General features: G+C 67.7%; 25 protein-coding genes. 24 read left to right on the top strand and 1 reads right to left on the bottom strand.

From position 1 onward, the window contains the following. Window positions 1-65: 65 nt before the first annotated feature. The 5 genes from ACERNI_RS08850 to ACERNI_RS08830 all read left to right on the top strand — a co-directional run bounded on the left by ACERNI_RS08850 (window position 66) and on the right by ACERNI_RS08830 (window position 3,499). Complete coding sequence (locus ACERNI_RS08850; RefSeq protein WP_448832917.1) at window positions 66-914, top strand: SMI1/KNR4 family protein; 849 nt, start codon at window positions 66-68, stop codon at window positions 912-914. 39 nt (window positions 915-953) lie between these two features. Beyond that, window positions 954-1,139 carry a hypothetical protein gene (locus ACERNI_RS08845; protein WP_448832916.1) on the top strand — a complete coding sequence of 62 codons (186 nt, stop codon included), beginning with the start codon at window positions 954-956 and terminating at the stop codon, window positions 1,137-1,139. Window positions 1,140-1,410: 271 nt separating this feature from the next. Beyond that, window positions 1,411-1,551 (top strand): hypothetical protein, encoded by a 141-nt coding sequence (locus ACERNI_RS08840; protein WP_448832915.1) that lies wholly within the window; start codon window positions 1,411-1,413, stop codon window positions 1,549-1,551. Window positions 1,552-1,553: 2 nt separating this feature from the next. Next, window positions 1,554-2,066, top strand: coding sequence for an HK97 family phage prohead protease (locus ACERNI_RS08835; protein WP_448832914.1), 513 nt, complete (start codon window positions 1,554-1,556; stop codon window positions 2,064-2,066). A 158-nt stretch (window positions 2,067-2,224) separates the two neighbouring features. Continuing rightward, a complete protein-coding gene (locus ACERNI_RS08830; protein ID WP_448832913.1) occupies window positions 2,225-3,499 on the top strand; it encodes a phage major capsid protein in 1,275 nt (424 codons plus the stop codon). A gap of 123 nt (window positions 3,500-3,622) precedes the next feature. Here ACERNI_RS08830 and ACERNI_RS08825 read toward each other — a convergent pair whose 3' ends face one another. Further along, the gene (locus ACERNI_RS08825) at window positions 3,623-4,399 is read right to left on the bottom strand and encodes a S1 family peptidase (protein ID WP_448832912.1); all 777 of its coding nucleotides are present in this window, start codon (window positions 4,397-4,399) and stop codon (window positions 3,623-3,625) included. A gap of 114 nt (window positions 4,400-4,513) precedes the next feature. Here ACERNI_RS08825 and ACERNI_RS08820 point away from each other — a divergent pair, with 114 nt between their 5' ends. The 19 genes from ACERNI_RS08820 to ACERNI_RS08730 all read left to right on the top strand — a co-directional run bounded on the left by ACERNI_RS08820 (window position 4,514) and on the right by ACERNI_RS08730 (window position 22,609). Beyond that, window positions 4,514-5,080 carry a head-tail connector protein gene (locus ACERNI_RS08820; RefSeq protein ID WP_448832911.1) on the top strand — a complete coding sequence of 189 codons (567 nt, stop codon included), beginning with the start codon at window positions 4,514-4,516 and terminating at the stop codon, window positions 5,078-5,080. After that, entirely contained in the window at window positions 5,077-5,421 is a 345-nt protein-coding gene (locus tag ACERNI_RS08815) for a head-tail adaptor protein (protein ID WP_448832910.1), read from the top strand. Before ACERNI_RS08820 ends, ACERNI_RS08815 begins: the two co-directional genes overlap by 4 nt. Then, on the top strand, window positions 5,418-5,864 hold the full coding sequence (locus ACERNI_RS08810; RefSeq protein WP_448832909.1) for a DUF3168 domain-containing protein: 447 nt from the start codon (window positions 5,418-5,420) through the stop codon (window positions 5,862-5,864). The genes ACERNI_RS08815 and ACERNI_RS08810 overlap by 4 nt, the downstream gene beginning before the upstream one ends. Window positions 5,865-5,878: 14 nt before the next feature. Then, on the top strand, window positions 5,879-6,292 hold the full coding sequence (locus tag ACERNI_RS08805; RefSeq protein WP_448832908.1) for a phage major tail protein, TP901-1 family: 414 nt from the start codon (window positions 5,879-5,881) through the stop codon (window positions 6,290-6,292). Window positions 6,293-6,304: 12 nt separating this feature from the next. After that, window positions 6,305-6,763, top strand: coding sequence for a gene transfer agent family protein (locus ACERNI_RS08800; RefSeq protein WP_448832907.1), 459 nt, complete (start codon window positions 6,305-6,307; stop codon window positions 6,761-6,763). Further along, the gene (locus ACERNI_RS08795; RefSeq protein WP_448832906.1) at window positions 6,763-6,927 is read left to right on the top strand and encodes a phage tail assembly chaperone; all 165 of its coding nucleotides are present in this window, start codon (window positions 6,763-6,765) and stop codon (window positions 6,925-6,927) included. Before ACERNI_RS08800 ends, ACERNI_RS08795 begins: the two co-directional genes overlap by 1 nt. A 38-nt stretch (window positions 6,928-6,965) precedes the next feature. Continuing rightward, window positions 6,966-7,580, top strand: a complete 615-nt coding sequence (locus tag ACERNI_RS08790) for a phage tail tape measure protein (protein ID WP_448832905.1) — start codon at window positions 6,966-6,968, stop codon at window positions 7,578-7,580. A 14-nt stretch (window positions 7,581-7,594) separates the two neighbouring features. Beyond that, window positions 7,595-8,233 carry a phage distal tail protein, Rcc01695 family gene (locus ACERNI_RS08785; RefSeq protein WP_448832904.1) on the top strand — a complete coding sequence of 213 codons (639 nt, stop codon included), beginning with the start codon at window positions 7,595-7,597 and terminating at the stop codon, window positions 8,231-8,233. Between the two features lie 21 nt (window positions 8,234-8,254). After that, entirely contained in the window at window positions 8,255-9,151 is an 897-nt protein-coding gene (locus ACERNI_RS08780) for a DUF2163 domain-containing protein (RefSeq protein WP_448832903.1), read from the top strand. Continuing rightward, entirely contained in the window at window positions 9,148-9,615 is a 468-nt protein-coding gene (locus ACERNI_RS08775) for an NlpC/P60 family protein (RefSeq protein WP_448832902.1), read from the top strand. Before ACERNI_RS08780 ends, ACERNI_RS08775 begins: the two co-directional genes overlap by 4 nt. Before the next feature lie 44 nt (window positions 9,616-9,659). After that, a complete protein-coding gene (locus tag ACERNI_RS08770) occupies window positions 9,660-13,607 on the top strand; it encodes a baseplate multidomain protein megatron (protein WP_448832901.1) in 3,948 nt (1,315 codons plus the stop codon). A 19-nt stretch (window positions 13,608-13,626) separates the two neighbouring features. Then, window positions 13,627-15,096, top strand: coding sequence for a DUF2793 domain-containing protein (locus ACERNI_RS08765; RefSeq protein WP_448832900.1), 1,470 nt, complete (start codon window positions 13,627-13,629; stop codon window positions 15,094-15,096). A gap of 36 nt (window positions 15,097-15,132) precedes the next feature. Further along, window positions 15,133-16,104, top strand: coding sequence for a glycoside hydrolase family 108 protein (locus ACERNI_RS08760; protein ID WP_448832899.1), 972 nt, complete (start codon window positions 15,133-15,135; stop codon window positions 16,102-16,104). 124 nt (window positions 16,105-16,228) lie between these two features. After that, a complete protein-coding gene (locus ACERNI_RS08755; protein WP_448832898.1) occupies window positions 16,229-16,558 on the top strand; it encodes a PepSY domain-containing protein in 330 nt (109 codons plus the stop codon). A gap of 192 nt (window positions 16,559-16,750) precedes the next feature. Continuing rightward, window positions 16,751-17,449 carry a response regulator transcription factor gene (locus tag ACERNI_RS08750; RefSeq protein WP_448832897.1) on the top strand — a complete coding sequence of 233 codons (699 nt, stop codon included), beginning with the start codon at window positions 16,751-16,753 and terminating at the stop codon, window positions 17,447-17,449. Window positions 17,450-17,519: 70 nt separating this feature from the next. Then, window positions 17,520-18,920: a sensor histidine kinase gene (locus tag ACERNI_RS08745; protein WP_448832896.1), complete on the top strand. Its 1,401-nt coding sequence runs from the start codon at window positions 17,520-17,522 to the stop codon at window positions 18,918-18,920. 114 nt (window positions 18,921-19,034) lie between these two features. After that, window positions 19,035-20,141, top strand: coding sequence for a c-type cytochrome biogenesis protein CcmI (gene ccmI, locus ACERNI_RS08740; protein WP_448832895.1), 1,107 nt, complete (start codon window positions 19,035-19,037; stop codon window positions 20,139-20,141). 9 nt (window positions 20,142-20,150) lie between these two features. Beyond that, window positions 20,151-20,609, top strand: coding sequence for a cytochrome c maturation protein CcmE (gene ccmE / locus ACERNI_RS08735; protein ID WP_448832894.1), 459 nt, complete (start codon window positions 20,151-20,153; stop codon window positions 20,607-20,609). Then, window positions 20,606-22,609 carry a heme lyase CcmF/NrfE family subunit gene (locus ACERNI_RS08730; RefSeq protein WP_448832893.1) on the top strand — a complete coding sequence of 668 codons (2,004 nt, stop codon included), beginning with the start codon at window positions 20,606-20,608 and terminating at the stop codon, window positions 22,607-22,609. The genes ccmE and ACERNI_RS08730 overlap by 4 nt, the downstream gene beginning before the upstream one ends. Window positions 22,610-22,625: the final 16 nt, after the last annotated feature.

Genomic DNA, 22,625 nt, shown 5'->3' with positions numbered 1-22,625 from the left:
ATAAGTTGATTTCATGAAGTGATCTGTTAATTGATTATTTCAGACGTATATATTTGGGGTGCTGAATGAGTGTTGTCTTGTTTATTTCCGGCGCGGCCGGCGATTGCGGTCGGCGCGAGCTGGCCAACTGCTGTAACGGGTTTCGCAATACGCCGCCCGGCTGGGTGTGGCGGGAGCAGGGGCCGGGCGGCGCGCTGAACCTTGCGCCGGAAGATGCCTGGCGCCGGCAGGGCAGATTGGGCGCGGCGCCGCCGGCCCCACCTGCGCGGGAGGATGCGGTGACCGCCAGCCCGTTGCCGGGTAACCCGGCGGCGCAACTGAAGGAGCCGACCGCCGCCGCGGACGGGGATTTCGGGCGATCAGCGACTTTCCAGGAAATCGGCGCCTATGAAAATGCCTGCGGCGCGCCGCTGCCGCGCGACTATGTCGAGTTTTTGCGGGCGGGGCAGTTTGCTGCGCCAGGCGCACGTTTCTTCGATACGCCGGATGCAGGCGGCGGTTTTGATGCGCTGCAATGTTTCTTCGGCTTTGGTCTGCCGTGGCCGACCTGCAATCTGGACTATGTGCGCCAGCTCTATGCCGGCGGCGCGCCGGATGGGGTGATTCCGATCGCCGGCAATGGCGCCGGAGACTACGTCTGTCTCGATCTGCGGGGCGGCGATACGGCCCGACAGGCCCCGGTTGCGTTATGGCGGCTCGACCATTTCTGGCGCACTGGCGAATGGCGTGAGCGGGACCTCATTTGCCTGGCGGACAGCTTTTCCGGGTTTGTCATGGGGCTGCGACAGGCGCCGCGCCGCGCCGTGAATGGGGGGGAGGCGCCGCGTCGGTTGCCCTCCAGCGCGCGCGCCACGTCCCATGTGGCCGCGCCATTGCCGGGCTTTGGGCCGCTGTTCGGGCGCTGGTCCGCGTAGTTGTGACTGTCTGCTTCTGCTTTGGGAAAGGAACCGGCGATGGGATCAGTTCTCGACGCGTTCATTTCCCGCGCCGATCTGGCGGACCTTGCGTTGCTGATGTGGGCGGTCTGCGTAACTTGCCTGTTACTGGTCGCGCTACAGCAACTGGGGGTCGCCAATCGTCGATTTGACCTGTTTGTACAGGAGCTGGCGCGCTTCAATCGCACGTTCGGCGACAGATAGGCGGCGCCTGACTGGTCATGTCGAATTTCGCCAATCGTTATTTCGACGCATTTATCCGGCGCGATGCGGATGTCCGCTCCGCCGAATATGCGATGAGTATGGGGGACTGACGATGGGAAGGTTGAAGCATGCCGCCCGGGCCATGCGCCGCCGCGTCGAGGCAACTGGCGGGGCGCCGGAACAGCCATTGTTTACGGCTGTGACGGTTGGTTGGGGCCGCAACCGCAAATGCCATGAGCGCGGTGCCGTCGTGCAAGAGCGGACGGCTGTCGTGCAAGAGCGGGCCGCTGTCGTGGAGGTGATCGCCACTTTTGTTGGCGTGCTTGGCCGCCTTGAGGCTGGCCAGCCGGCCAACCGCCCGGGGCTCCATCCCGGGCGCTCCACGGTTTCCGGGATCGGCGCGGAGGTTTGAGCATGGGCGTTCATGTGGCGCCGGATGTTACGCCTGACGGGCTTTTCGCCGGATACGCCAGCCTGTTCGAGGAGCCTGATCTGGGCGGCGATATCGTCCAGCGCGGCGCCTTCGCGGCGAGCCTCGTGCAGCGCGGCGCCGCTCAGGTGCGCATGCTGTGGCAGCACGATCCCGCCCAGCCGCTGGGACGCTGGCTCGATATTCGCGAGGATGCGCGTGGTTTGCGGGTGCGCGGCCAGCTCAACCTGGCGGTGCAGCGCGCCCGCGAACTGCAGGCGCTGATGGCGCAGAAGGCGGTGGATGGCCTTTCCATCGGCTTCCGGGCCGTGCGCGCCAGCCGCGACGGGCGCAGCGGTCTGCGGCGGTTGCTGCATGTCGATCTGTGGGAAATCTCGCTGGTGACCTTTCCCATGCAGCCAGCCGCCCGGATCATCGAAACGCGTGACGGCGGCAGGCCTGAACAACGCCTGCTCGCCAGCATTGACCGCATGACCCGGACGCTGTCGCAAGGTTGATGTCCGCAGGCTGATGAAGCAAGGCTGGCGCTCTGGGGGCTGACGCTCCGCTTCCCAGCGCCTTTCCGCATCAGATGATGTCACCGCCGCCGGTCCCCAGGACCGGCGGTTTTTTGTTGCCTGCCAATCAGGCGCCCGAACCCAATGATGGAGTGGTCATGACCGCGATCGCCATGCCGGAGCCAACAACCATGCTGGAGCACAAGGCCCTTGATACCGCCCCGGCGACGCAAGACGTCGTCCAGGCCTTCGAAGCGTTTTCGCGTAATTTCGCCGCTTTCCAGGAAGCCAACGACGCCCGGTTACTGTCGCTGGAAAAGCGCGCCCACGACGTCTTGCTGGACGAGAAGCTGGCCCGTATCGATGCGGCGCTGGATGAAAATCGTCGCAAATACGATCGGGCCCTCCTCGATAGCGCGCGCCCCATGCTGGGCGCCGGCGGGGCGGCGGCCGATCCCGTGGAGCGCCAGCACAAATCGGCGTTCGCCGCTTATGTGCGCAGTGGCGAGGCCGCCGGTCTCAAGCAGCTGGAAACCCGGGCCCTTTCGGCGGGCTCCGGCCCCGACGGCGGCTATCTGGCGCCCGTTGAGGTGGAGCGCGACGTGCTCGGCCGGCTGGCGGCGCTGTCGCCGATCCGCGGCATCGCCTCGGTGCGGATGATTTCGGCTGGCACCTACCGGAAGGCCTTCTCCAAAACCGGCCCGGCTGTCGGCTGGGTCGCCGAAACCGCGGCCCGACCCCAGACTGACTCTCCCGTGCTGGCTGAACTGAGCTTCCCGGCCATGGAGCTGTACGCCCAGCCGGCGGCCACCCAGACGCTGCTCGATGACGCCATCGTCGATATCGACCGCTGGATCGCCGAGGAGGTGGAACAGGCTTTCGCCGAGCAGGAAAGCGCCGCGTTCGTCAATGGCGATGGAGTCGCCCGGCCGCGCGGCTTCCTGAATTCACCCAAGGTCGCCAACGCCAGCTGGGCCTGGGGCAGCCTTGGTTTCGTCGCCTCTGGCGCGGCCGGCGCCTTCGCCGCCAGCAACCCGTCCGACGCCCTGGTCGATCTGGTCTACGCCCTGAAGGCCGGTTACCGGCAGAACGCCGCCTTCGTCATGAACCGCAAGACCCAGAGCCTGATCCGCAAGTTCAAGGCCAGCGACGGCAACTATCTGTGGGCCCCGCCAGCAACGGCGGGCGGCGCGGCTTCGCTGCTCGGCTTCCCGCTGGTGGAGGTCGAGGACATGCCGGATGTGGCGGCGGACAGCTTTTCCATCGCTTTCGGCGATTTCCGGCGCGGGTATCTGGTGGTGGACCGGGCCGGCGTGCGGGTGCTGCGCGACCCTTACAGCGCCAAGCCATACGTGCTGTTCTACACCACCAAGCGCGTTGGCGGCGGCGTTCAGGACTATGACGCCATCAAGCTGCTGAAGTTCGCTGCCTGATACCAGGGCCCGGTGAGCCTGACTCACCGGGCCCTGGTGAAGCCCGTGCGGCGCTTGAGCAATTCAGAATGCGGATGCGTCAGCATCTTCGCATTCTGGTATGATCCCGGTAAGCGCCCAGCCTCAGCGCCATCCGGCGCTGAGGCCCCAGCCGGCGAGGGTTTCGTCAATCCAGCTTCGCTGCGGAGCCAGCAGCACGCCCTGGGTGGTCTGGCCACAGGGGGCTGATCCCGCGCCCTTTGACCAGCTGGTGAGGGCGACGACCTCGCCATCGCCCGCCGAGATGGGGCCACCGGAATCACCGGCGCAGGCTCCGGCGCTTTTGCCCTTTGGCGCGCCGATCCACAGCAGGATCTTGCCCGGCCCCCACGGTTCGACCACCGGCGCGGCGACGGAGCGGAACCGGCCGTCCGCCGGTTGCCGGCCAACCGAGCCATAGCCGCCGACGCTGACCGTCGCGCCAGCGCGCGGCTGCGGCCCCACCGACAGGCTCGCCGGAGTAAAGCGCGACGGTAGCGGCTGCGCCAGCCGCACCAGCGCCAGATCAACCGACTGGCGACGCTGGCGGATGGCGTCCTTCACGTAATCAGGATGGGTGACGGAGGCGGTAGGCGTCAGCAGCACCGGCTGGTCGTTTTCCATGTAGTGCACCCGATGCTCACGCGTCGGATCAGCGCAATGCGCCGCCGTGAGCACCGCGCGGGGCGACACCACCACGCCTGAACAGACGGCGCCGCCAGACCCCAGCACCATGATCGAGACGGCGCTCGCCGGCCCGTTGTCGATTGCGCCGCCAATGATGGCGCTGGCGGGGCCCGGCGTCAGCAGCATTGCCAGGGCAAGGCTGCCGGCAAGGCGACAGCAGCGGGGGCCGAAACAATGAGACAGGCTGTTGCGCATTGTTCGTCTCGTTCGTCCTTCCCCGATCCGGGGTGAAGCATTTCAGCGGAATTTTGCGGCTGCGATCCAGACCAGGCGACTGGCGGAAGCGTCCCCTGCGCCGGGAGGTGAGACATGAACCTGATGCTTGTCAACGGCCCTGTCGTCGAACCCGTGACGCTCGATGACATGAAGCTCTATCTGCGACTTGATGGTGACGCTGAGGACGCGCTGGTGACGGCGATGATCCAGGCAGGCCGGACGACCGTGGAGGCGGCGACCAATCTGGCGCTGCTTGATCAGGTCTGGCGCGTGCGCCTCGACGCCTGGCCGGCGACGGGCTGCGTCGCGCCGCCCATCGGTCCGCTCCGGCGCATCGCGGCGGTGCGGCTGGTCTCGCGAACGGGCGAGGCCAGCGCTCTCGACGCTGCGGCATTCCGCGCCGATGCGGACGCCGGGATCGTCGTCATTCCGGCGTCGCCGCCGGCCCCGCCGCCTGGCGGACATATCGAGATCGACATCGGCGTCGGCCATGGCGCGGCGGCTGCGGATGTGCCGGAGGCGCTGCGGCTTGCGGTGCGCGCCATGGTTGCCTGCTGGTTCGACAATCGCGGCGAAACCCCTGCGGCGCGCGGCGCGCCGCTGCTGCCGGATGTGGTGCGCGCCCTGCTGGCGCCGTTCCGGCCGATGAGGCTGGTATGAATGCGGCCCGCATGAACCCGCCCGGCATCGGCGCGCGCCGCCGCCATGTCGTCATCGAACAGGCGGTCGAGACGCCGGATGGCGCGGGTGGTTTCAGCCGCGCCTGGAGCGCAAAGGCCAACGTCTGGGCCTCGTTTCGGCTGATCCGGGCCGGGCCGCGCGACATGGCTGACCGGCCGTCGCTGGCGAGGGTCTGGAGCGTGCGCATGCGCTGGCGCGATGATCTCGATGGAACGCGCCGCCTGCGCGACGGCGCGCGGATTTTCACCATCCTCGGCGGGGGCGATCCGGACGGCCGGCGCATGTGGACGGATCTGCGCGTCGGGGAGGAAACGGCATGAGCGGAACCGGGAGTGGAATCGTTGGGGCAACCCTGTCGCCGGTTCTGGCATTGCGCGCCGCAGTTCACGCCGCTCTGGCGGCGGATGGGCCGCTGGTCGCCATGCTCGGCGGAGCCCGCATTCATGACGCCGCGCCGCGCGGCGTTTCCGGTCTCTATGTGGTGTTCGATGGCGCCGTCGCCCGCGACCGCTCCGCCGGGGAGCAGCGCCGCGAAGGCCATGAATTCAGCCTGACGGTGTGGTCGCCGCCTGGCGGCCCCCGGCCGGCGCTGGAGGCGGCGGCGCGCATCCGGGCGCTGCTTGAAGACGCGGACCTGCCGCTGCAGGGGCATCGCCTGGTTTTGCTGCGCGTGGCCCGGGAGGAGGCGCGGCGCGATCCGGCCAGCGGATTGCCGCAAGTGCGGCTGACCCTGGCCGCCATTACCGAAAACCAGGCCACCTGAGACAGGAGCACGGAATGGGAGCGCAAAAGGGCAAGGATCTGCTGCTGAAGATCGCCGGGCCGACGCCCGGCGTTTTCGTGACGGTGGCCGGACTGCGGGCGCGGCAGATCGCATTTAACGCTGATGCGGTGGATGTGACCAACGCTGAATCCAGCGGGCGCTGGCGCGAACTGCTGGCCGGCGCCGGGGTGCGGCGCGCCGCCGTGAGCGGCGCCGGCGTATTTCTTGATGAGGCCAGCGATGCGTTGGTGCGCGAGGCGTTCTTTGGCGGCGATATCCGGGCCTGGCGCATTGTTATTCCGGGTTTCGGGACCATCGATGGGACGTTCCAGATCACCGCCATGGAATATCGCGGCGAGCATGCGGGCGAAGTGACCTTCGACATCGCCCTGGAGTCCGCCGGCGCCCTGACTTTCACCCCAACCTGACGGAAAAACGCCATGTCCGCTTCGCCCATTGCCGCTTCCCGGGATCTGCCTTTTTCCCGTCATTTCCATAACCGCCGGCGCGGCGATGTGGTCGCCACCATTGGCGGCCAGCCGGTGCGGCTGCGCCTCACCCTGGGCGCCCTGGCGGAACTGGAAACCGCATTCCAGGTCGATGATCTGGCGCAACTCGCCGCCCGCTTTGGCCGGGGGGCGTTGTCCGCGCGCGATTTGCAGGCGATCGTCACCGTCGCCATGCGCGGCGCCGGGCGCTGCGTCACCGACGCTGAAGCGGCCGACCTGCCGGTGGCCGGCGAACTGCCCGGGCTGGCCCGCGCCATCGCCGACCTGCTGGCGCTGACCTTCGGAGATCCGGACGCCGGGCGCGCCGCCCCGGCGGGGGAGGGCGCGGATCGCCCTTTTGTCCGGCGGATGCTGGCATGGGCGCGCAGCCTTTTCCCTGGGATGCGGTGATGGCTTTTGGCCTCGGCAGGCTTTGCCTCGCGCCCGACGTCTTCTGGGGCATGACGCCCCGCGAACTGGCTTTCGCCATGCGGGGGGCGGGGCAAATGGTCGGGAGCCCCGAGGCGCCAGCGCGCGTTGATTTCGCCGCGTTGACCCAGGCGTTTCCGGACTGATGTTTCCAGACTGATCCAGCATCAAATGGAGGAGCTGCATGGCGATTGATCCAGGTCTGGAACCGGGGGCGCAGGGCTCCACTTTTGACATCTCGGCGGTGCAGGACGCCGCCGAAGCGTTTCGCAATCTCGATGAAATGGCCCGTCGGGCCGGCGGCGCCATGACGGCGGCTTTCACCAGCGGCATGGCCGGCGGCAAAAGTCTCGATCAGGTGCTCGCAAACCTTGGAGCGCGCCTCAGCAATATCGCGCTGAACGCCGCGTTGAAGCCGCTGGAAGGCGCCCTCGGCTCCGGGCTGGAGGCCCTGGTGAAATCCCTGGGCGCGGGTGTTGGCGGCGTCACCGCCAGCGCCAGGGGCAATGTGTTCTCCGGCGGGCGCGTGCAGCCCTTCGCCAGGGGCGGCGTCGTGGCGGCGCCGACCTATTTTCCCATGAGCGGGGGCGTCGGGTTGATGGGCGAGCAGGGCGCCGAGGCGATCATGCCGCTGAAGCGCGGCGCCGATGGCCGGCTCGGCGTTCAGGCGGCCGGTGGGGGCGCTGTCAATGTGACCGTGAACATCGCCGCCCGCGATGTGGAAAGCTTTCGCGCCTCGCGGGCGCAGGTCTCCGCCGCCGTTGCCCGCGCCGTGGCGCGCGGCCAGCGGGCGATGTGAGCTGGGGAGGCGGCATGGCTGATTTTCATGAGGTGCGCTTTCCCGTTGACGTGGCGCTGGGCGCGCGCGGCGGGCCGGAGCGCCGCACTGACATTGTCACGCTCGGTTCGGGGCGTGAGCATCGCAATGCCCGCTGGTCCGATTCCCGCCGGCGCTATGACGCTGGCTACGGGGTCAAGACGCTCGACGCGCTGGCCCAGGTCGTGAGTTTCTTCGAGGAGCGGCGCGGGCGCCTCCACGGCTTCCGCTGGCGCGATCGCCTCGACGATCGCAGTTGCCCACCTTCCATGACGCCTTCCGCCGCTGACCAGGCGCTGGGCGTTGGCGATGGGGCGCAGGCCTTGTTCCAACTGGCGAAAACCTATGGCGGCGGCTTCGCCCCCTGGACGCGGAGCATCCGCAAGCCGGTCGCTGGCTCGGTGCGCGTCGCCGTCGCGGGCGTGGAGGCGCCGCCAGCAGCGTTCACGGTCGATCACGCCAGCGGCCAGATCATCTTCGTCGCTGGTCATGTTCCGCCAGCCGGCGCCAGCGTCTCCGCCGGCTTTCTGTTCGACGTGCCAGTGCGTTTCGATACGGACGCCCTGGACATTGACCTGGCGGCCTTCGCCGCCGGCGACATCCCGTCCATCCCGGTCGTGGAAATCATTCCCTGAAACTGCGGTTGAGGAGGCGTCATGCGCGCTGTTCCTGAAGGCTTCGCCGCGCGTCTTGCCGGCGAAACAACGACGCTTGCCCATTGCTGGCGGCTGGCCCGCGCCGATGGCGTCGTGCTCGGCTTCACCGACCATGATCATGACATTGGCTTTGGCGGCGTCATCTACGCGGCGGCGACCGGGCTCGACGCGGCCGCACGCACGGCGGAGCTGGGCTTTGCCGTCGGCGGCGGCGAGGTTGCGGGAGCCCTGACCTCCGCCGCCATCACCGGCGACGACATCATGGCGGGCCGCTACGACGGAGCCCGCGTCGAAATCTGGCTGGTGGACTGGCGCGCGCCGCAGCATCGCCTGCTGCTCGACGTCGGGAGCATCGGCGAGGTCAGCCGCAGCGATCATGCCTTCACCGCCGAACTGCGCAGCGTCATGCACCGGCTCGACGAAACCCGCGGCGGCGTTTACCGCGCCGCCTGCGCCGCCGATCTGGGCGACGCCCGCTGCGGCGTCAGCCTCGACCGGCCTGAGATGCGCGCCGCCGCCACGGTGACGGCGCCGGGCGATGGGCGCAGCGGCTTCCGTTGCGATGGCCTCGCCGGATATGCCAGCGGCTGGTTCACGCATGGCCGGCTTGTCTGGACCTCCGGCGCCAACGCCGGCGCCAGCTTTGCCGTGAAGCTGCACCACAGCCTGGCCGGCGCCGTTGAACTGCTGCTGTGGGGCGAAACTGTGCAGCCCCTGGTCGCCGGCGACGCCTTCACCGTTACCGCCGGCTGTGACAAGAGCCTGGAAAGCTGTCGCGATCGCTTCGCCAATACCGTGAACTTTCGGGGCTTTCCGCATATGCCGGGCAATGATTTCGCGATCGGTCGCGGTGGCGTCAGCCAGGGAGTCATGGACGGCGGGAGCATGTTCCGGTGAGCGCCGGCGACATCGCCCCGGCGGCGCCGACACGGAGCGCCATCGTGAGCGAGGCGCGGCGTTGGCTTGGCACGCCTTATCTGCATCAGGCCTCGTTGCGCGGGGTTGGTTGTGATTGCCTGGGGCTGGTGCGCGGCGTGTGGCGCGCGTTTTACGGCGCCGAGCCGGAAACGCCGCCGCCATACGCGCCCGATTGGGCGGAGGCCCGTGGCCAGGAGCATTTTCGCGACGCCGCCCGGCGGCATTTGCGTGAAATAGCGCCGGAGGAGGCGGGCGCTGGCGACGTGCTGCTGTTCCGCTTCCGCCCATATGCGCCGGCCCGGCATTGCGCCATCCTCAGCGGCGAGAGCCTGATGATCCACGCCCACGATGGCGCCGTGGTGTCGGAGGTGGCGCTGACCCGTTGGTGGCGGCGCCACGCGGCCTGTGCTTTCGCTTTTCCCGGACGCTCCACTGACTGCTGACGTAATTCGGCTGACGCAATCTGCAAAACCGATGGGAGACGGCCATGGCGACGCTGGTGTTGCAGGTGGCGGGCGGAGCCATGGGCGCGGCGGTCGCCGGTCCAGCCGGCGCCATCGCCGGGCGGGCGCTTGGCGCCCTGGCCGGCGCGGTCGTTGATTCCAGCCTGCTGTCCGCTCTGGACGGCCGCAAGGGGGGCGCTGCTCCGGCATTGACCGACGTCGCCGGTCTCACATCCACCGAAGGCGCGCCGATCCCGAAAGTTTACGGTCGGGCCCGGATCGGCGGGCAACTGATCTGGGCGACGCGGATTGAGCGCGTCGCCAGCTTCGGGACCGCCCGTAGCGGCGCCGGCGGCAAGGGCGCCCTGTCCGGCGCCGGGAGCAACAGGGACCAGAGCTGGAGCTATTTCGCCAATCTCGCCGTCGGCCTGTGCGAGGGGCCGATTGCTTTTGTCCGCCGCGTCTGGGCCGATGGCGAGGAACTGGACCTGGCGACGGTGACCATGCGCGTCCATACCGGCGCGGAGGATCAGCAGGCCGACCCGCTCATCGTGGCAAAGGAAGGTCTGGCCAACGCACCGGCCTGTCGCGGCGTGGCTTATGTGGTGTTCGAACGGCTGCCGCTGGCCGGCTTTGGCAATCGCATTCCGCAGTTTTCATTCGAGGTGGTGCGGCCGGTCAATGGCCTGTGCGGCCTGATCCGCGCGGTCGACCTGATTCCTGGCTCCACCGAATATGGCTATGACCCGCTCTGGCGCGTGCAAATGCCGGCCGAGGGCGTCAGCGCGCCGGAAAATCGCCATCAATTGCATGGCGCCACCGATGTCGCCGCCTCGCTCGACGCCTTGCAGGCGCTGTGCCCCAATCTGCAGCGCGTCGCCCTGGTCGTCAGCTGGTTCGGCGACGATCTGCGGGCCGGCGATTGCACGATTGCGCCGCGCGTCGAGCGCCACGACAGGCAGACCAATGGCGATCCGTGGATGGCCAGCGGTCAGGCCCGCGCCCTGACCCGGCAGGTGAGCCTGATCGAAGGCCGGCCGGCCTATGGCGGAACGCCGTCCGACGCGGCGGTGATCCGCATCATTCACGAGCTTGGCGCCCGTGGCCTTGCCGTCACCCTGTACCCCTTCGTCATGATGGACATTCCGCCTGGCAATGGTCGGGCCGACCCGCGCGATCCTGGCCGCGAACAGGCGCCATTTCCCTGGCGCGGCCGCATCGTCTGCCATCCGGCGCCGGACGTCGCGGGAACGCCGGATGGAACGGCGGAAGCGACGGCGCAGGTGGCGCGCTTCTTTGGCGACGCCGCGCCAGGGCAGTTCACGCCATATTTTGCCACCGTGGCGTTTTCCGGCCCGGCGCAATGGAGCTATCGCCGTTTCATTCTGCATTACGCCACGCTGGCGGCGCTGGCTGGCGGCGTTGAGGCTTTCGTCATCGGCTCGGAATTCGTCGGGCTGACGCGGGTTCGCAGCGCCACGGGCTATCCGGCGGCGGAGCAGTTCGCGGCGCTGGCCGGGGATGTCCGCGCCGTGCTCGGCGCCGGCTGCAAGCTGGTCTACGCGGCGGACTGGACCGAATACGGCGCCCACGTGCGCAATGGCGGCGCCGACGTGGATTTTCCCCTCGACGTGGTCTGGGGCTCGCCGCACATCGACGCGGTCGGCATTGATTATTACCCGCCGCTCTCCGACTGGCGCGACGGCGCTGGCCATGCCGACGCGGCGCTGGCGCGCAGCGTCTACGATCTGGACTATCTCACTGGCCGGCTCGGCGCCGGCGAGGCGTTCGACTGGTATTACGCCTCCGACGCCGACCGGGCGGCGCAGGTTCGCTCGCCCATTGCCGACGGCGCCTGGGGCAAGCCCTGGATTTACCGCGCCAAGGATCTGGTTGGCTGGTGGAGCAATCCGCACCTGCGCCGCGTTGGCGGCGTCGAGATGGGCGCCACGGCCTGGACCCCGGCCGGCAAACCCATCTGGCTGACCGAGATTGGCGCGCCGGCCGTCGACAAGGGAACCAACGGCCCCAACGTCTTTCCCGACCCCAAATCGTCCGAGAACGCCGCGCCGCCATTCTCGCGCGGCTTTCGCGACGACCTCATGCAATTGCGGGGCGTACAGGCGATCATCCGGCGCTTTGATCCGGCCTTTGGCGCCGCGGAAGGCTGGAATCCGGTGTCGCCGCACTATGGCGGACGCATGGTTGATCCGTCGCGCATCTACGTCTGGGCGTGGGACGCGCGGCCGTTTCCGGCATTCCCGGCCATGTCCGGCGTCTGGGGCGACGCCGCCAACTGGGGCTGCGGCCACTGGCTCACCGGCCGGCTGGAGGGCGTCGAACTGGCTGCGCTTTTGCGACAGGTGCTGGCGGACCATGGCGTCGGCGGCCCTGAAGCCCCTGTCGGCGACATCGATGTTGACGGCTATCTCGACGGCTATGTCATCGACCGGCCGATGTCGGCGCGCGAGGCGTTGCAACCCCTGTGCGATCTGCACGGTTGCCAGGCCGCTGTCAGCGGCGGCGCCGTGCGGTTTTGCGGGCCGTCGGGCGCGATCGCGGCCTGGTTCACGGCGGACGATCTGGTACCCGATGACGATGGCGCGCCCTGGCTGCTGACCCGCGCCCAGGAAAGCGAACTGCCGCGCGAGGCCCGCATCGCGTTCACCGATGGCGACGGCGACTATCGCCGCGCCGCCGCCACCTCCCGCCGGCTGGCCGGATTCAGTGAGCGCGCCGCGGCGGCGGACGTGACTGCGGTGACCCATCGCGGCGCGGCGCGGCGGCTGGCCGATGTCTGGCTGCAACGGCTCTGGCAGGCCCGCGATCGCATCAGCCTGCGCGTCTCGCCACGGGCCCTGGCCCTGGAGCCTGGCGCCGTCATCGCCGTGGCCATTGACGGCGCCTGGCGGACCTGGCGGATCAGCCGCCTGGTGGATGGGGCTCATCGGACCGTGGAGGCGGAAGCCATCGCCCTGACGCTGCCGGATGGCGCCGGCGCGCCCTGGCGGCCCGCCGCCCGTCCGTCGCCATCCCTGCCCGGGCCGCCGCTGGCCTTTGCCCTGGACCTGCCGGCGGCGACAGCCGACCCGGCGCCGCTGCAATATCTGGCGGCTTTCGCTGATCCATGGCCCGGCGCATTGGCGGTGTGGCGTTCCGCTGATGGAGGCCATTTCGATCATGTCGGCCAGATTGCGGTTCCGGCGATGGCGGGCCGGACCACCGCGCCCCTGCCGCCGGGGCCGCTGTGGCGGTTCGACCACGTAAACGGCTTTAGCGCCGTGATGCGCGGCGGCGCGCTTGCTTCGGTCGATGACGCGACCTTGTTTGACGGCGCCAATCTGTTCGCGCTTGTCGATGGGGACGGCGTCGTGGAAATCCTTGCCGCCGGCCGCGTCGAATTGCTTGGGGACGCTGGCTCCAGCGGGCGAACCTGGCGCTTCAGCCGGTTGCTGCGCGGCCTTGCAGGAAGCGAGGCGGCTGCCGGGCGGATGCTGCCGGCAGGGGCCAGGATCGTGGCGATCGACCAGGCGTTGCTGGCGCTGACCAGCGATCTGAACGATCTGGGCCGCACAATGCGCTATCGGGTGGGACCGGCCGGGCGCGACCACGGCGACGGCGCCTTCCAGGAGCTGGCGGCAGCGCCGTCAGCGCTGGCGCTGCGGCCGCTGGCGCCCGTGCACATCCGGGCGCGACGGGGGCCGGACGGCGTTGTCATCAGCTTCATGCGTCGCAGCCGGCTTCTGGCCGACGCCTGGGGTGAGGCTGAGCCGTCGCTCGGTGAGGCCTTCGAGCGATACGACGTCGATATCCATGCCGGTAGTGGCGTGACGCGCACCCTCAGCGGCAGTGCGCCGGAGATCCTCTACCCGGCGGTGGCGGAACTGGCCGATTTCGGCGGCGCCCAGCAGACGCTCGATCTCGCCGTCATGCAGATCAGCGCCGTCGCCGGGCGCGGGTTTCCGGCCCGCCAGACTGTCGCCGTTTCCTGAAACCGATGCGGAGTTCTCCATGACCGAAACCTTGCGCCTCGGCCTGCCGCTGGTGGCTGCCGGGCAATCGCAGAAGCATGTCACCGTCAATGAAGGCCTCGCCATTCTCGATGACCTGGTCCAGCTTGCCGTGCGCGACGCTGGCCGCACGGCGCCGCCCGTCGCGCCAGCAGAAGGCGACCGCCATATCGTTGGAGCAGGGGGCAGCGGGGCCTGGGCTGGCGCGGACGGCAAGGTTGCCGTCTGGCAGGAGGGCGCCTGGCGTTTTTATGCGCCGGCGCCCGGCTGGGTCGCCTACGTGCAGGCGACCAACCGCTTCATGGCCTGGGACGGCGCGCACTGGCGGGAAACCGCAGCCGCATCCGGATTCGCGGATCCCTTCGCCAGACCGTTCAGCGCCCGCGCCCGCCAGCGGGTCGTCGTTGGGCTTGACAGTCTCGGCGGCAGCGGCGGCCAGCCCGGGTTCACCGACAATCTGCGCAGCCTGCTGACCGCAGCGCTGGGCGACGCCGGGCCGGGCCTGCTGCCGCTCGATCATGAAACCATCGCCCTGCGCCTGGCTGGCGGCGACTATGCCGTGAGCGCTGGCTTCACCAACATCGCCGTGCTGCCGTGGAGCGATCCGAAGCGCCGCCGCAGCCTGTTTGGCAAGGGGCTGTTCTGCGCCAACGCCGCGACGGATGAACTGGCGACAGGCGATTATCTGCTGCTCTCTGGCCCGGACACCAACATTCAGGCGATCGACCTGTATTTCGAATGGTCGGCGCCTGGCCAGTCGTTCCGGCTCAGGCAATGGCCGACGGAGATTCTGGACAATGCCGTGCTGGTTCGGCAGGCGGATTACCCGGACCTTGGCGTCGTTCACAAGTTGACCCTGCTGCTTGATATTGGCGGCGTTTACGCCGGCAAGGGGATCAATATCGAGCGCATCGTCTGTTGCGACCAGCCGCTGTATTTCTGGGCGGTGGAGATGCACGGCGCGGGTACGGGCCGTGATGGCGCGCAGGTGCTCGATATCGGCACGCCCTCAGCGGCGGCGCGGGACTGGGCCAACCTTGATGATGCGCGCATGCGCATGTGGGCCGATTTGCTGCAGGCGGATGTCTTCATTCTGAATGCCGGGATGAATGACCGGGGGGCCTCGCCCCAGACCGATGTGGAGGCGCGGCGCAATGCGGCGGACTTCAGCCAGAGCCTGCATCGCATCGTCGATCGCCTCCAGGGCTGCGCCCGCACGCGCCTGTTGCTGGCGCGGCCGCTGGACCCGGCCGACGCCGCGACGACCGGCATCCGCTATTATGACGCCGTGGTGAAAGCGGCCGCATGGGCGCGCGGCTGTGGTTTTTTCGATGAGCGCGACGCCCTTGGCGATTTCGCCGCGGCTGACGCCGCCGGCTACATGTCTGGCGACGGGGTTCACCCTTCAGCCGCCGGCAACGCCCGGTTGGCCGCCGCCTGCGTCGCCCGGCTGGCGCATCTGGGCGCCTGAGTCTGTCACGGAAACACCGCACAACTGGAGGACGTCATGGTTGCGAACAACCAGCAGGCAGCGCTTGCCCGTGTGCTTGCGCATGAAGGCGGCAATGCGGACGATCCGCATGATCCCGGCGGGCGCACCAGCCGGGGCGTCACCCAGCGGGTTTACGACGCCTGGAGGCGCGGCCGCGATCAGCGGGCCCGGGATGTGTTTCTGGCCAGCATGGCCGAAGTGCGCGCCATTTATCTGGAACAATACTGGCATCGCGTCCGCGCTGACGAACTGCCAGCCGGCCTCGACTATGCGGTGTTCGACGCGGCGGTGAACTCCGGGCCGGTGCAGGCGGTGAAATGGCTGCAACGCGATCTGGGCGTGAGGGTGGACGGCGTTGTTGGACAGGTGACGCTGGCGGCGGCTCGCGCCCGTCAGGATGTCGCCGGCGTGATATCCGCCCTGTGCGCGCGCCGCATGGCGTTTCTGAAACAGCTGCGGACATGGCGGCGTTTTGGCGCCGGCTGGACAAGGCGCGTGGCTGATGTGGAGCGCATGGCCATCGCCATGTCCGGCGGCGCCATGCCAGGGGTGGGCAAAACGCGCGCGGCGCCAAAAAATAGCGCTGGATCGCAGAACAGCGGCGCACGCGCTGATCCGGGCGAAATCGTCCGGCCATCCGGCGCCGGGTTTGCTGGAGCGGCTGCTGGAGCAGGCCTTGCCACCGTGGCGGCGGCAGAGGCCATGGGCGACAGCCTGCGTCAGGCGGCGACGGAAATTGGCCTCGCGGCCCAGCAGTTTCCCGCTGTCGCGGCCATGGCGTCGGCGATGACTGTCCTTGGCCTGTTGCTTCTCGTCGCTGGAGTTTGCTGGCGGTTCTACATGGCCTGGCGCTGGCGGATAATCGACCGCGCGCTGTGCGGGCCAGCGGATGGCGATCACATGGCTGCTGCTGATCCGGCGCTGCGGCTGGTCCGGCGCGGCGGCTCTTCCTTATCAAAGTTCGGGGAGCGGCAGTCCAGGGTATAGCGCAGGCGAGCTGCGCGCGTTACGCACATGACGCTGGCTGCGGCTCATGTAAATATTACTGGCGAAATCCCTGTTGCCGGGCTTGGGGGAATGCGTGTTGAACTGTCTGGGGCTTCCGGATGTGATGTCGGCGATCAAAGCTCTCGGGCTGTGTCTGGCGCTGGCCAGCCTGACGGCGGAGCCGTCCCAGGCGCAGGCGCGCCCCAAAAGTGATGACCAGTGTCTCGGACAGGGCGAGGTGCGGGAACTGGTGAACCAGAATGCCGTGCTGTCGCCAGAACTTGTGCTGAGAAAAGCCCGCGCGACGGTTGGCCCCGGCGCCAAGGTTCTGCGCGCCCTGCTATGTCGGCGCGAGGGGCAATATGTCTACCGGCTCACCTTGCTGCGGCGCGATGGCCGCGTCATTCATCAGGTGGTCAGTGCGCGCCCGGTCCGGCCGGACGCGCCCCGCTAGAGTGCTTTCCGGTCAGACAGCGTTGTCCGATCGATCAGCATTCATTCAATTCAGGGAAACAGGGAGCTTCAGGCGGGATGGGCCCCCTCTCCATGTTTTCGCCGGCAATTGTCATCAGTCAGAATGACAGGCGTTTTCGCAGGTTCAGGCTTGAATGGCCCATCGTGGGCCGGAGCAGCGCGGAGAGCACGGTTGCGATTGCTTGTGGTTGAGGACGACGCGGAGCTGAACCGGCAGATCTGCCATGCCCTTGAGGCGGCGGGTTATGCGGTCGATCGCGCCCTGGAAGGGCGGGAGGCCGCTTTTCTTGGCGAAACCGAGCCTTATGACGCGGTGATCCTCGATATGGGGCTTCCTGGTCTCGATGGCCTTTCCGTGTTGCAGCAATGGCGCGGCGGCGGCGTGGCCATGCCGGTGCTGGTGTTGACCGCGCGCGATCGATGGAACGACAAGGTGCTGGCCTTCGATGCCGGCGCTGACGACTATGTCTCCAAACCCTTCCATATGGAGGAATTGCTGGCGCGTCTGCGCGCCCTGCTGCGGCGCTCGGCCGGGCATGCGAGCAATGTGCTTGTCAGCGGGCCGGTGAAGCTGGACGTGGGGGCAGCCCGCGTCACCGTCGATGGCGCCGAGGTTCGTCTGACTTCCCACGAGTTCCGGCTGCTGTCCTACCTGATGCATCATCCGGGCAAGACCATCTCGCGCACCGAGCTGGTCGAGCATATCTATGATCAGGACTTCGACCGGGATTCGAATACCATCGAAGTCTTTATAGGACGCCTGCGGCGCAAGCTCGGCGTGGAAATCATCGAGACCGTCAGGGGGCTGGGCTATCGTATCCAGGCACAGACCCAGGCGTCCGGCCGGCTGGCCGGAAAAGCGGCGACATGAGATGGGCGCAGGCAAAGCCGGATCGGGACCAACATCGCGACTGGGCAGGCTGACAGGTCGCGAATCCTCGTTGGCCGAGCGCCTGGTGATTTCGGCCATTTGCTGGTGCGCGCTGATTCTCATCGTCGCTGGCCTTATCCTCACCGCCATCTACAACCGGGCGACCGAGCGTGCATTCGACGAGCGGTTGCAGGTCTATCTCACCGGTCTTGTGTCGGAAATGGCCGCACCCGCAAGCGCTGATGGCAAGGAGCGCGTGGGCGTTGGCGAGCCGCGTTTCGATCTGCCCCTGTCGGGCTGGTATTGGCAGATCGCCCGCGTCGGAGGCGGTCCCGGCGATCTCCGCGCCTCACGCTCCCTGTTCGGTTCACAATTGCCGCCGCTGCCCCCCCGCGCCGCCCGCGCTGAGGCGGCGCGTAACGATGGCGTCCGCGCGGGCTATGTAGTTGGCCCTGACGCGCGGCGCTTGCGGGTGATTTCACGCGTCATCGATTTTGGCGAGGAGGGGCGTTTCGACATCACCGTCGCCGGCCCTGCGGACGAGATCGAGGCGGAGAGGCGGGAGTTCACCGTCTACGTCACGCTCACATTCGTGCTGCTCGGACTGGCGCTGGCGCTGTCGACGCTTCTTCAGGTCAGATTCGGTCTCGCGCCGCTTGCCCGCTTGCGCAGCGCCATCGAGAAAGTGCGTCACGGCGATTCTGATCACATCGGCGGCTCCTACCCGCGAGATGTCGCGCCGCTGGCGGCCGAACTCAATTTGCTGATCGACGCCAATCGCAAGATTCTGGACCGCGCCCGCACCCAGGTTGGCAATCTGGCCCATGCCCTGAAGACACCGCTGAGCGTGATCGTCAACGACGCCGAGCGCATCGCCAGCGCGACGGATGGATCGGACTTTCCGGCGCGGGTGCGGGATCAGGCTGCGGTGATGCGCAACCAGATCAATTATTATCTCGACCGCGCCCGCGCCGCCGCGCTCGCCGGCGCGCTCGGCGCCTTCGCCGACGTGGCGCCAGTCGTGAACGGCTTGACGCGAACGCTGCTCCGTATCCACGCTGGTCGCGACATCGCCGTGGACGTGACGGTCGAGGAGGGGTTGCGCTTCCGGGGAGAGGCGCAGGACCTGCAGGACATGATCGGAAATCTGACCGACAACGCCTTCAAATGGGGGCGTTCGCGGGTGGCCATCACCGCCGGCGCCATCAGCGATCATGATGGCGCGCCAACGATCCGGATCGCCGTCGATGACGATGGTTCCGGCCTCGCGGCGGAGGCCTGGGCAGACGCCATGGCGCGCGGCAAACGGCTGGATGAAGCCAAGCCGGGCTCGGGGCTTGGCCTGTCGATCGTCGCCGACCTTGCCGAGATGTATGGCGGAACCCTGCAATTGCAGAAGTCGCCGCTTGGCGGATTGCGGGCGGAGCTGTCGCTTCCCGGGGTTGTGGCCCTGCCGCTGTCGGCGGCCTGATGTCTCCGCGTGTCATGCGGTTGCGGCGCGCGCTGAATTCGCGTGACCTTATGTCGCCGCGCTGCGCCATCTTGCGCCATCTCGCGGAGCAGCCGGCCAGGTTATACGGCCTGAATGGCGATCTGGTTCATCTTCGCGCTCATGACCGGCCTGGCGATCGGGGCTGTTCTCTGGCCCCTGTCGCGTCGCGCCCCTGCGCCAGCGGGGCAAGTGGACGAGCGGGCGTTCTATGAGCAACGCCTTGCCGAAATCGGTCGGGACGCTGGCAGCGGGTATATCAGCGGCACGGAAGCCGACGCCGCGCGGGCTGAGGCCGCCCGCCGTCTGTTACGGGAAACCCGTTCTGCCCGGGCGGGACTTGCCGATGGCGAAAGCGAATATGCGCTGCGTCGCCGTCGCGCCGCTTCTGCGATCGCGCTTTCGACGATCCCGTTGATAACGCTGGCAATCTATGGAGCCATCGGCTCGCCTGACATGATGTCCCAGCCCATCGCGGAGCGCCGCGCCAGGCCGGTATCCCAGGCTGACGCGGGTGATCTGATCGCACGCATGGAGCGCCATCTCGCGGCAAAGCCGGATGACGGCGCCGGTTGGGAAGTGCTGGCGCCGGTTTATTTGCGCCTCGGCCGGCCAGAGGAGGCCGTGAAGGCCTGGGCCAATGTCCTGCGGCTGCGCGGGGAAACGCCGGCGCGTCTGGCCAGCTACGGCGAGGCGCTGGTGGCTTCTTCCAGCGGCGTGGTGGAATCGTTCGCCCGCGAATTGTTCGAGCGCGCCGCGAAGGATGATCCGGCCGCGCCCATGCCGAAGTTCTATCTTGCCGTCGCCCAGGCTCAGGATGGCGATGTGAACGGCGCGCGCGCGGCTTTCGAGACGCTGCTGAAGAGCGCGCCGCCCGATGCGCCCTGGCGCGGCGCGGTGGAAACGCGCATAGCCGGCCTGGAGCGTCAGGCGATGGCGAAGGATATTGCCTCTGCCCCCGCCGAGGCCCAGGGCGCGGCGATCGCTGGCATGGTGCAGGGGCTTGCGGAGCGATTGAAGGCCAACCCTGACAATCCTGAGGGCTGGCGCACGTTGCTGCGCTCTTACGTTGTGCTCGGGCGCAAGGCTGAAGCGGGGGTAGCCCTGACCGACGGCCTGCGCGCCCTCGGCGCGCGCCCGGAAGAGGCCGCCAGATTTGAAGCTTTTGCCCGCGAGCTGGGCGTTACTCCAAAGACGCCCTGAGGACGATCGATGACGCGAAAGAAGCGCAGGCTGCTGCTGATTGGTTCCGCCGTCGCCGTGTTGAGCGTGGCGCTTGGCCTCGTGCTGTTCGCCATGCGCGATACGATCGTGTTCTTTTACGGGCCGACGGAACTGGCGCAGAAGGACATCCGGCCGGGCTCCCGTTTGCGCATCGGCGGACTGGTGAAGGAAGGTTCGGTGGAGCGTCTCGCCAGCCAGCAGGTCCACTTCGCCATTACCGACTCAACCTCGGTCGTTCGCGTGTCCTATGTCGGCCTGCTGCCCGATCTGTTCCGTGAAGGGCAGGGCGTGGTTGCTGAAGGCGTTCTGCAGGCTGACCGTACATTCGTGGCCGACAAGGTGTTGGCCAAGCACGATGAACGTTACATGCCGCGGGAAGTGGCGGACGCCCTGAAGAAGCAGGGTGTCTGGCAGGGCGAAGAAACTGCGGGAGCCGCGCGCCGATGATCGTCGAGATCGGACATTACGCGCTGGTTCTGGCGCTGGCGCTTTCCGTCATCCAGACAGTCCTGCCGTTCTGGGGCGCGCGGGCGCGCGACGCATCGCTGATGGGGATCGGTCCGGTTGCCGCCGTCGGAGCGTTCATCTGCGTCGCTATCGCCTTCGGCGCCCTGACCTGGGCTTATGTGACGTCCGATTTCACCGTTCGCAACGTGGTCGAGAACTCCCACTCGCTGAAGCCGCTGCTGTTCCGGATCACTGGTCTGTGGGGCAACCATGAAGGCTCCATGTTGCTGTGGGTGCTGGTGGTGGCGCTGTTTGGCGCGCTGCTGGCGGTCGCGCGCAATATGGCGCCGGGCGTGCTGCGGGCTGACGCCCTGGCGGTTCAGGGCCTCATCAGCGTCGCTTTCCTCACCTTCCTCGTCAGCGTATCCAATCCCTTTGCCCGCGTGTCTGCGCCGCCGGCGGAAGGGCAGGATCTCAACCCGATCCTTCAGGACATCGGCCTCGCCATCCATCCGCCGCTCCTTTACGTCGGCTATGTGGGGTTTTCGCTGGTATTCGCCTTCGCCGCCGCGGCGTTGATCGGCGGGCGCATTGACGCCATCTGGGCGCGCGCAGTGCGCCCCTGGTGTCTCATCGCCTGGGTGTTCCTGACGCTCGGCATCGCCATGGGGTCATACTGGGCCTATTACGAGCTGGGCTGGGGCGGCTTCTGGTTCTGGGATCCGGTGGAGAACGCTTCATTCATGCCGTGGCTTTCCGGCACGGCTTTGCTGCACTCCATCCTGGTGATGGAAAAGCGAGACGCCCTGAAGGTCTGGACCATCCTGCTGGCGATCATGACGTTCTCGCTATCGCTGCTGGGCGCCTTCCTGGTGCGCTCCGGCGTGCTGACCTCAGTGCATACCTTCGCCACCGATCCAGGCCGCGGCCTGTTTATTCTCGCCATCCTGGTCTTCTTCATCGGCGGCGGCTTCGCGCTGTTCGCCTGGCGGGCGCCGCTGCTGAAAACCGGCGGCCTTTTTGCGCCGATTTCTCGGGAAGGCGCGCTGGTCGTCAATAATCTGCTGCTCGCCACCGCCTGCGCCACCGTATTTATCGGCACATTGTATCCGCTGGCGCTGGAAGGGCTGACCGGCGACAAGATTTCTGTCGGCCCGCCCTTCTATGACGCCACCTTCACGCCGCTGGCGATGGTGCTTCTGCTGCTGATTCCCTTTGGCCAGGCGCTGGCCTGGAAGCGCGGCGATCTGGCGGACGCCGTGTCCCGGCTGTTGTTCGTGATGGCCATATCCATCGTCGTTTGCCTTGCCATTGTTTTTATCCAGCGCGGCGGCCCGGTTCTGGCGGTGATAGCCCTCTGGCTCGGCCTTTTTGTCTTTGCTGGCGGCATCAATGAAATCCTCAGCCGCAGCTGGAAGCGCGGCGCGCCGCTGCCGGTCATTCTGCGCCGGGCCATTGGCCTGCCGCGTTCGGCCTGGGGCTCAGCGGTGGCCCATGCCGGCGTTGGGGTCTGTGTGATCGGCCTCGCAGCGCAGGCCTGGAGCATCGAGACGCTCGCCACCGTGCGCCCTGGGCAGCCATCAGTCGTTGGCCCTTATGAAGTCGTGCTGACCGACAGCTTCTCAAGGCAGGTCGCCAATTATCGCGAGGACGTCGCCCGTTTCCAGGTATTGCGGGGCGGCGTTGTCATCCGGACCGTCGACGCTTCCAAGCGCTTCTTCCCCGCCCGCAACACCTCAACGACCGAGGCCGGCATTTCCACCATCGGCTTTGGTCAGGTCTATGTGGCGCTGGGCGATGCGGGCGAGCATGGCCTTGGCGTGCGTCTGTACTGGAAACCGTGGGTCCTGCTGATCTGGATCGGCGCGGTGATCGCCGCCATTGGCGGGGTGCTCTCATTCAGCGACAGGCGTCTGCGTGTCGGCGCGCCAACGCGTGGACGACGCAAGGACCCGGCTACGATCAAAAAGCCGGCCATGGCGACGGTGGCGGCGCAATGAACCGGCGCGGCGCGAA

The organism is Camelimonas sp. ID_303_24, from assembly GCF_053543495.1.
The sequence above is the reverse complement of the archived record's forward strand: the minus strand, read 5'-3'. Positions and strand labels throughout refer to the sequence as shown.

Excerpts from the sequence above, each read along its gene's own strand:
- ACERNI_RS08850 (WP_448832917.1), top strand. The coding sequence starts at position 66 with ATGAGTGTTGTCTTGTTTATTTCCGGCGCGGCCGGCGATTGCGGTCGG.
- ACERNI_RS08845 (WP_448832916.1), top strand. The coding sequence starts at position 954 with ATGGGATCAGTTCTCGACGCGTTCATTTCCCGCGCCGATCTGGCGGAC.
- ACERNI_RS08835 (WP_448832914.1), top strand. The coding sequence starts at position 1,554 with ATGGGCGTTCATGTGGCGCCGGATGTTACGCCTGACGGGCTTTTCGCC.
- ACERNI_RS08830 (WP_448832913.1), top strand. The coding sequence starts at position 2,225 with ATGACCGCGATCGCCATGCCGGAGCCAACAACCATGCTGGAGCACAAG.
- ACERNI_RS08825 (WP_448832912.1), bottom strand. The coding sequence starts at position 4,399 with ATGCGCAACAGCCTGTCTCATTGTTTCGGCCCCCGCTGCTGTCGCCTT.
- ACERNI_RS08820 (WP_448832911.1), top strand. The coding sequence starts at position 4,514 with ATGAACCTGATGCTTGTCAACGGCCCTGTCGTCGAACCCGTGACGCTC.
- ACERNI_RS08815 (WP_448832910.1), top strand. The coding sequence starts at position 5,077 with ATGAATGCGGCCCGCATGAACCCGCCCGGCATCGGCGCGCGCCGCCGC.
- ACERNI_RS08810 (WP_448832909.1), top strand. The coding sequence starts at position 5,418 with ATGAGCGGAACCGGGAGTGGAATCGTTGGGGCAACCCTGTCGCCGGTT.
- ACERNI_RS08805 (WP_448832908.1), top strand. The coding sequence starts at position 5,879 with ATGGGAGCGCAAAAGGGCAAGGATCTGCTGCTGAAGATCGCCGGGCCG.
- ACERNI_RS08800 (WP_448832907.1), top strand. The coding sequence starts at position 6,305 with ATGTCCGCTTCGCCCATTGCCGCTTCCCGGGATCTGCCTTTTTCCCGT.
- ACERNI_RS08795 (WP_448832906.1), top strand. The coding sequence starts at position 6,763 with ATGGCTTTTGGCCTCGGCAGGCTTTGCCTCGCGCCCGACGTCTTCTGG.
- ACERNI_RS08790 (WP_448832905.1), top strand. The coding sequence starts at position 6,966 with ATGGCGATTGATCCAGGTCTGGAACCGGGGGCGCAGGGCTCCACTTTT.
- ACERNI_RS08785 (WP_448832904.1), top strand. The coding sequence starts at position 7,595 with ATGGCTGATTTTCATGAGGTGCGCTTTCCCGTTGACGTGGCGCTGGGC.
- ACERNI_RS08780 (WP_448832903.1), top strand. The coding sequence starts at position 8,255 with ATGCGCGCTGTTCCTGAAGGCTTCGCCGCGCGTCTTGCCGGCGAAACA.
- ACERNI_RS08770 (WP_448832901.1), top strand. The coding sequence starts at position 9,660 with ATGGCGACGCTGGTGTTGCAGGTGGCGGGCGGAGCCATGGGCGCGGCG.
- ACERNI_RS08765 (WP_448832900.1), top strand. The coding sequence starts at position 13,627 with ATGACCGAAACCTTGCGCCTCGGCCTGCCGCTGGTGGCTGCCGGGCAA.
- ACERNI_RS08760 (WP_448832899.1), top strand. The coding sequence starts at position 15,133 with ATGGTTGCGAACAACCAGCAGGCAGCGCTTGCCCGTGTGCTTGCGCAT.
- ACERNI_RS08755 (WP_448832898.1), top strand. The coding sequence starts at position 16,229 with ATGTCGGCGATCAAAGCTCTCGGGCTGTGTCTGGCGCTGGCCAGCCTG.
- ccmI (WP_448832895.1), top strand. The coding sequence starts at position 19,035 with ATGGCGATCTGGTTCATCTTCGCGCTCATGACCGGCCTGGCGATCGGG.
- ccmE (WP_448832894.1), top strand. The coding sequence starts at position 20,151 with ATGACGCGAAAGAAGCGCAGGCTGCTGCTGATTGGTTCCGCCGTCGCC.
- ACERNI_RS08730 (WP_448832893.1), top strand. The coding sequence starts at position 20,606 with ATGATCGTCGAGATCGGACATTACGCGCTGGTTCTGGCGCTGGCGCTT.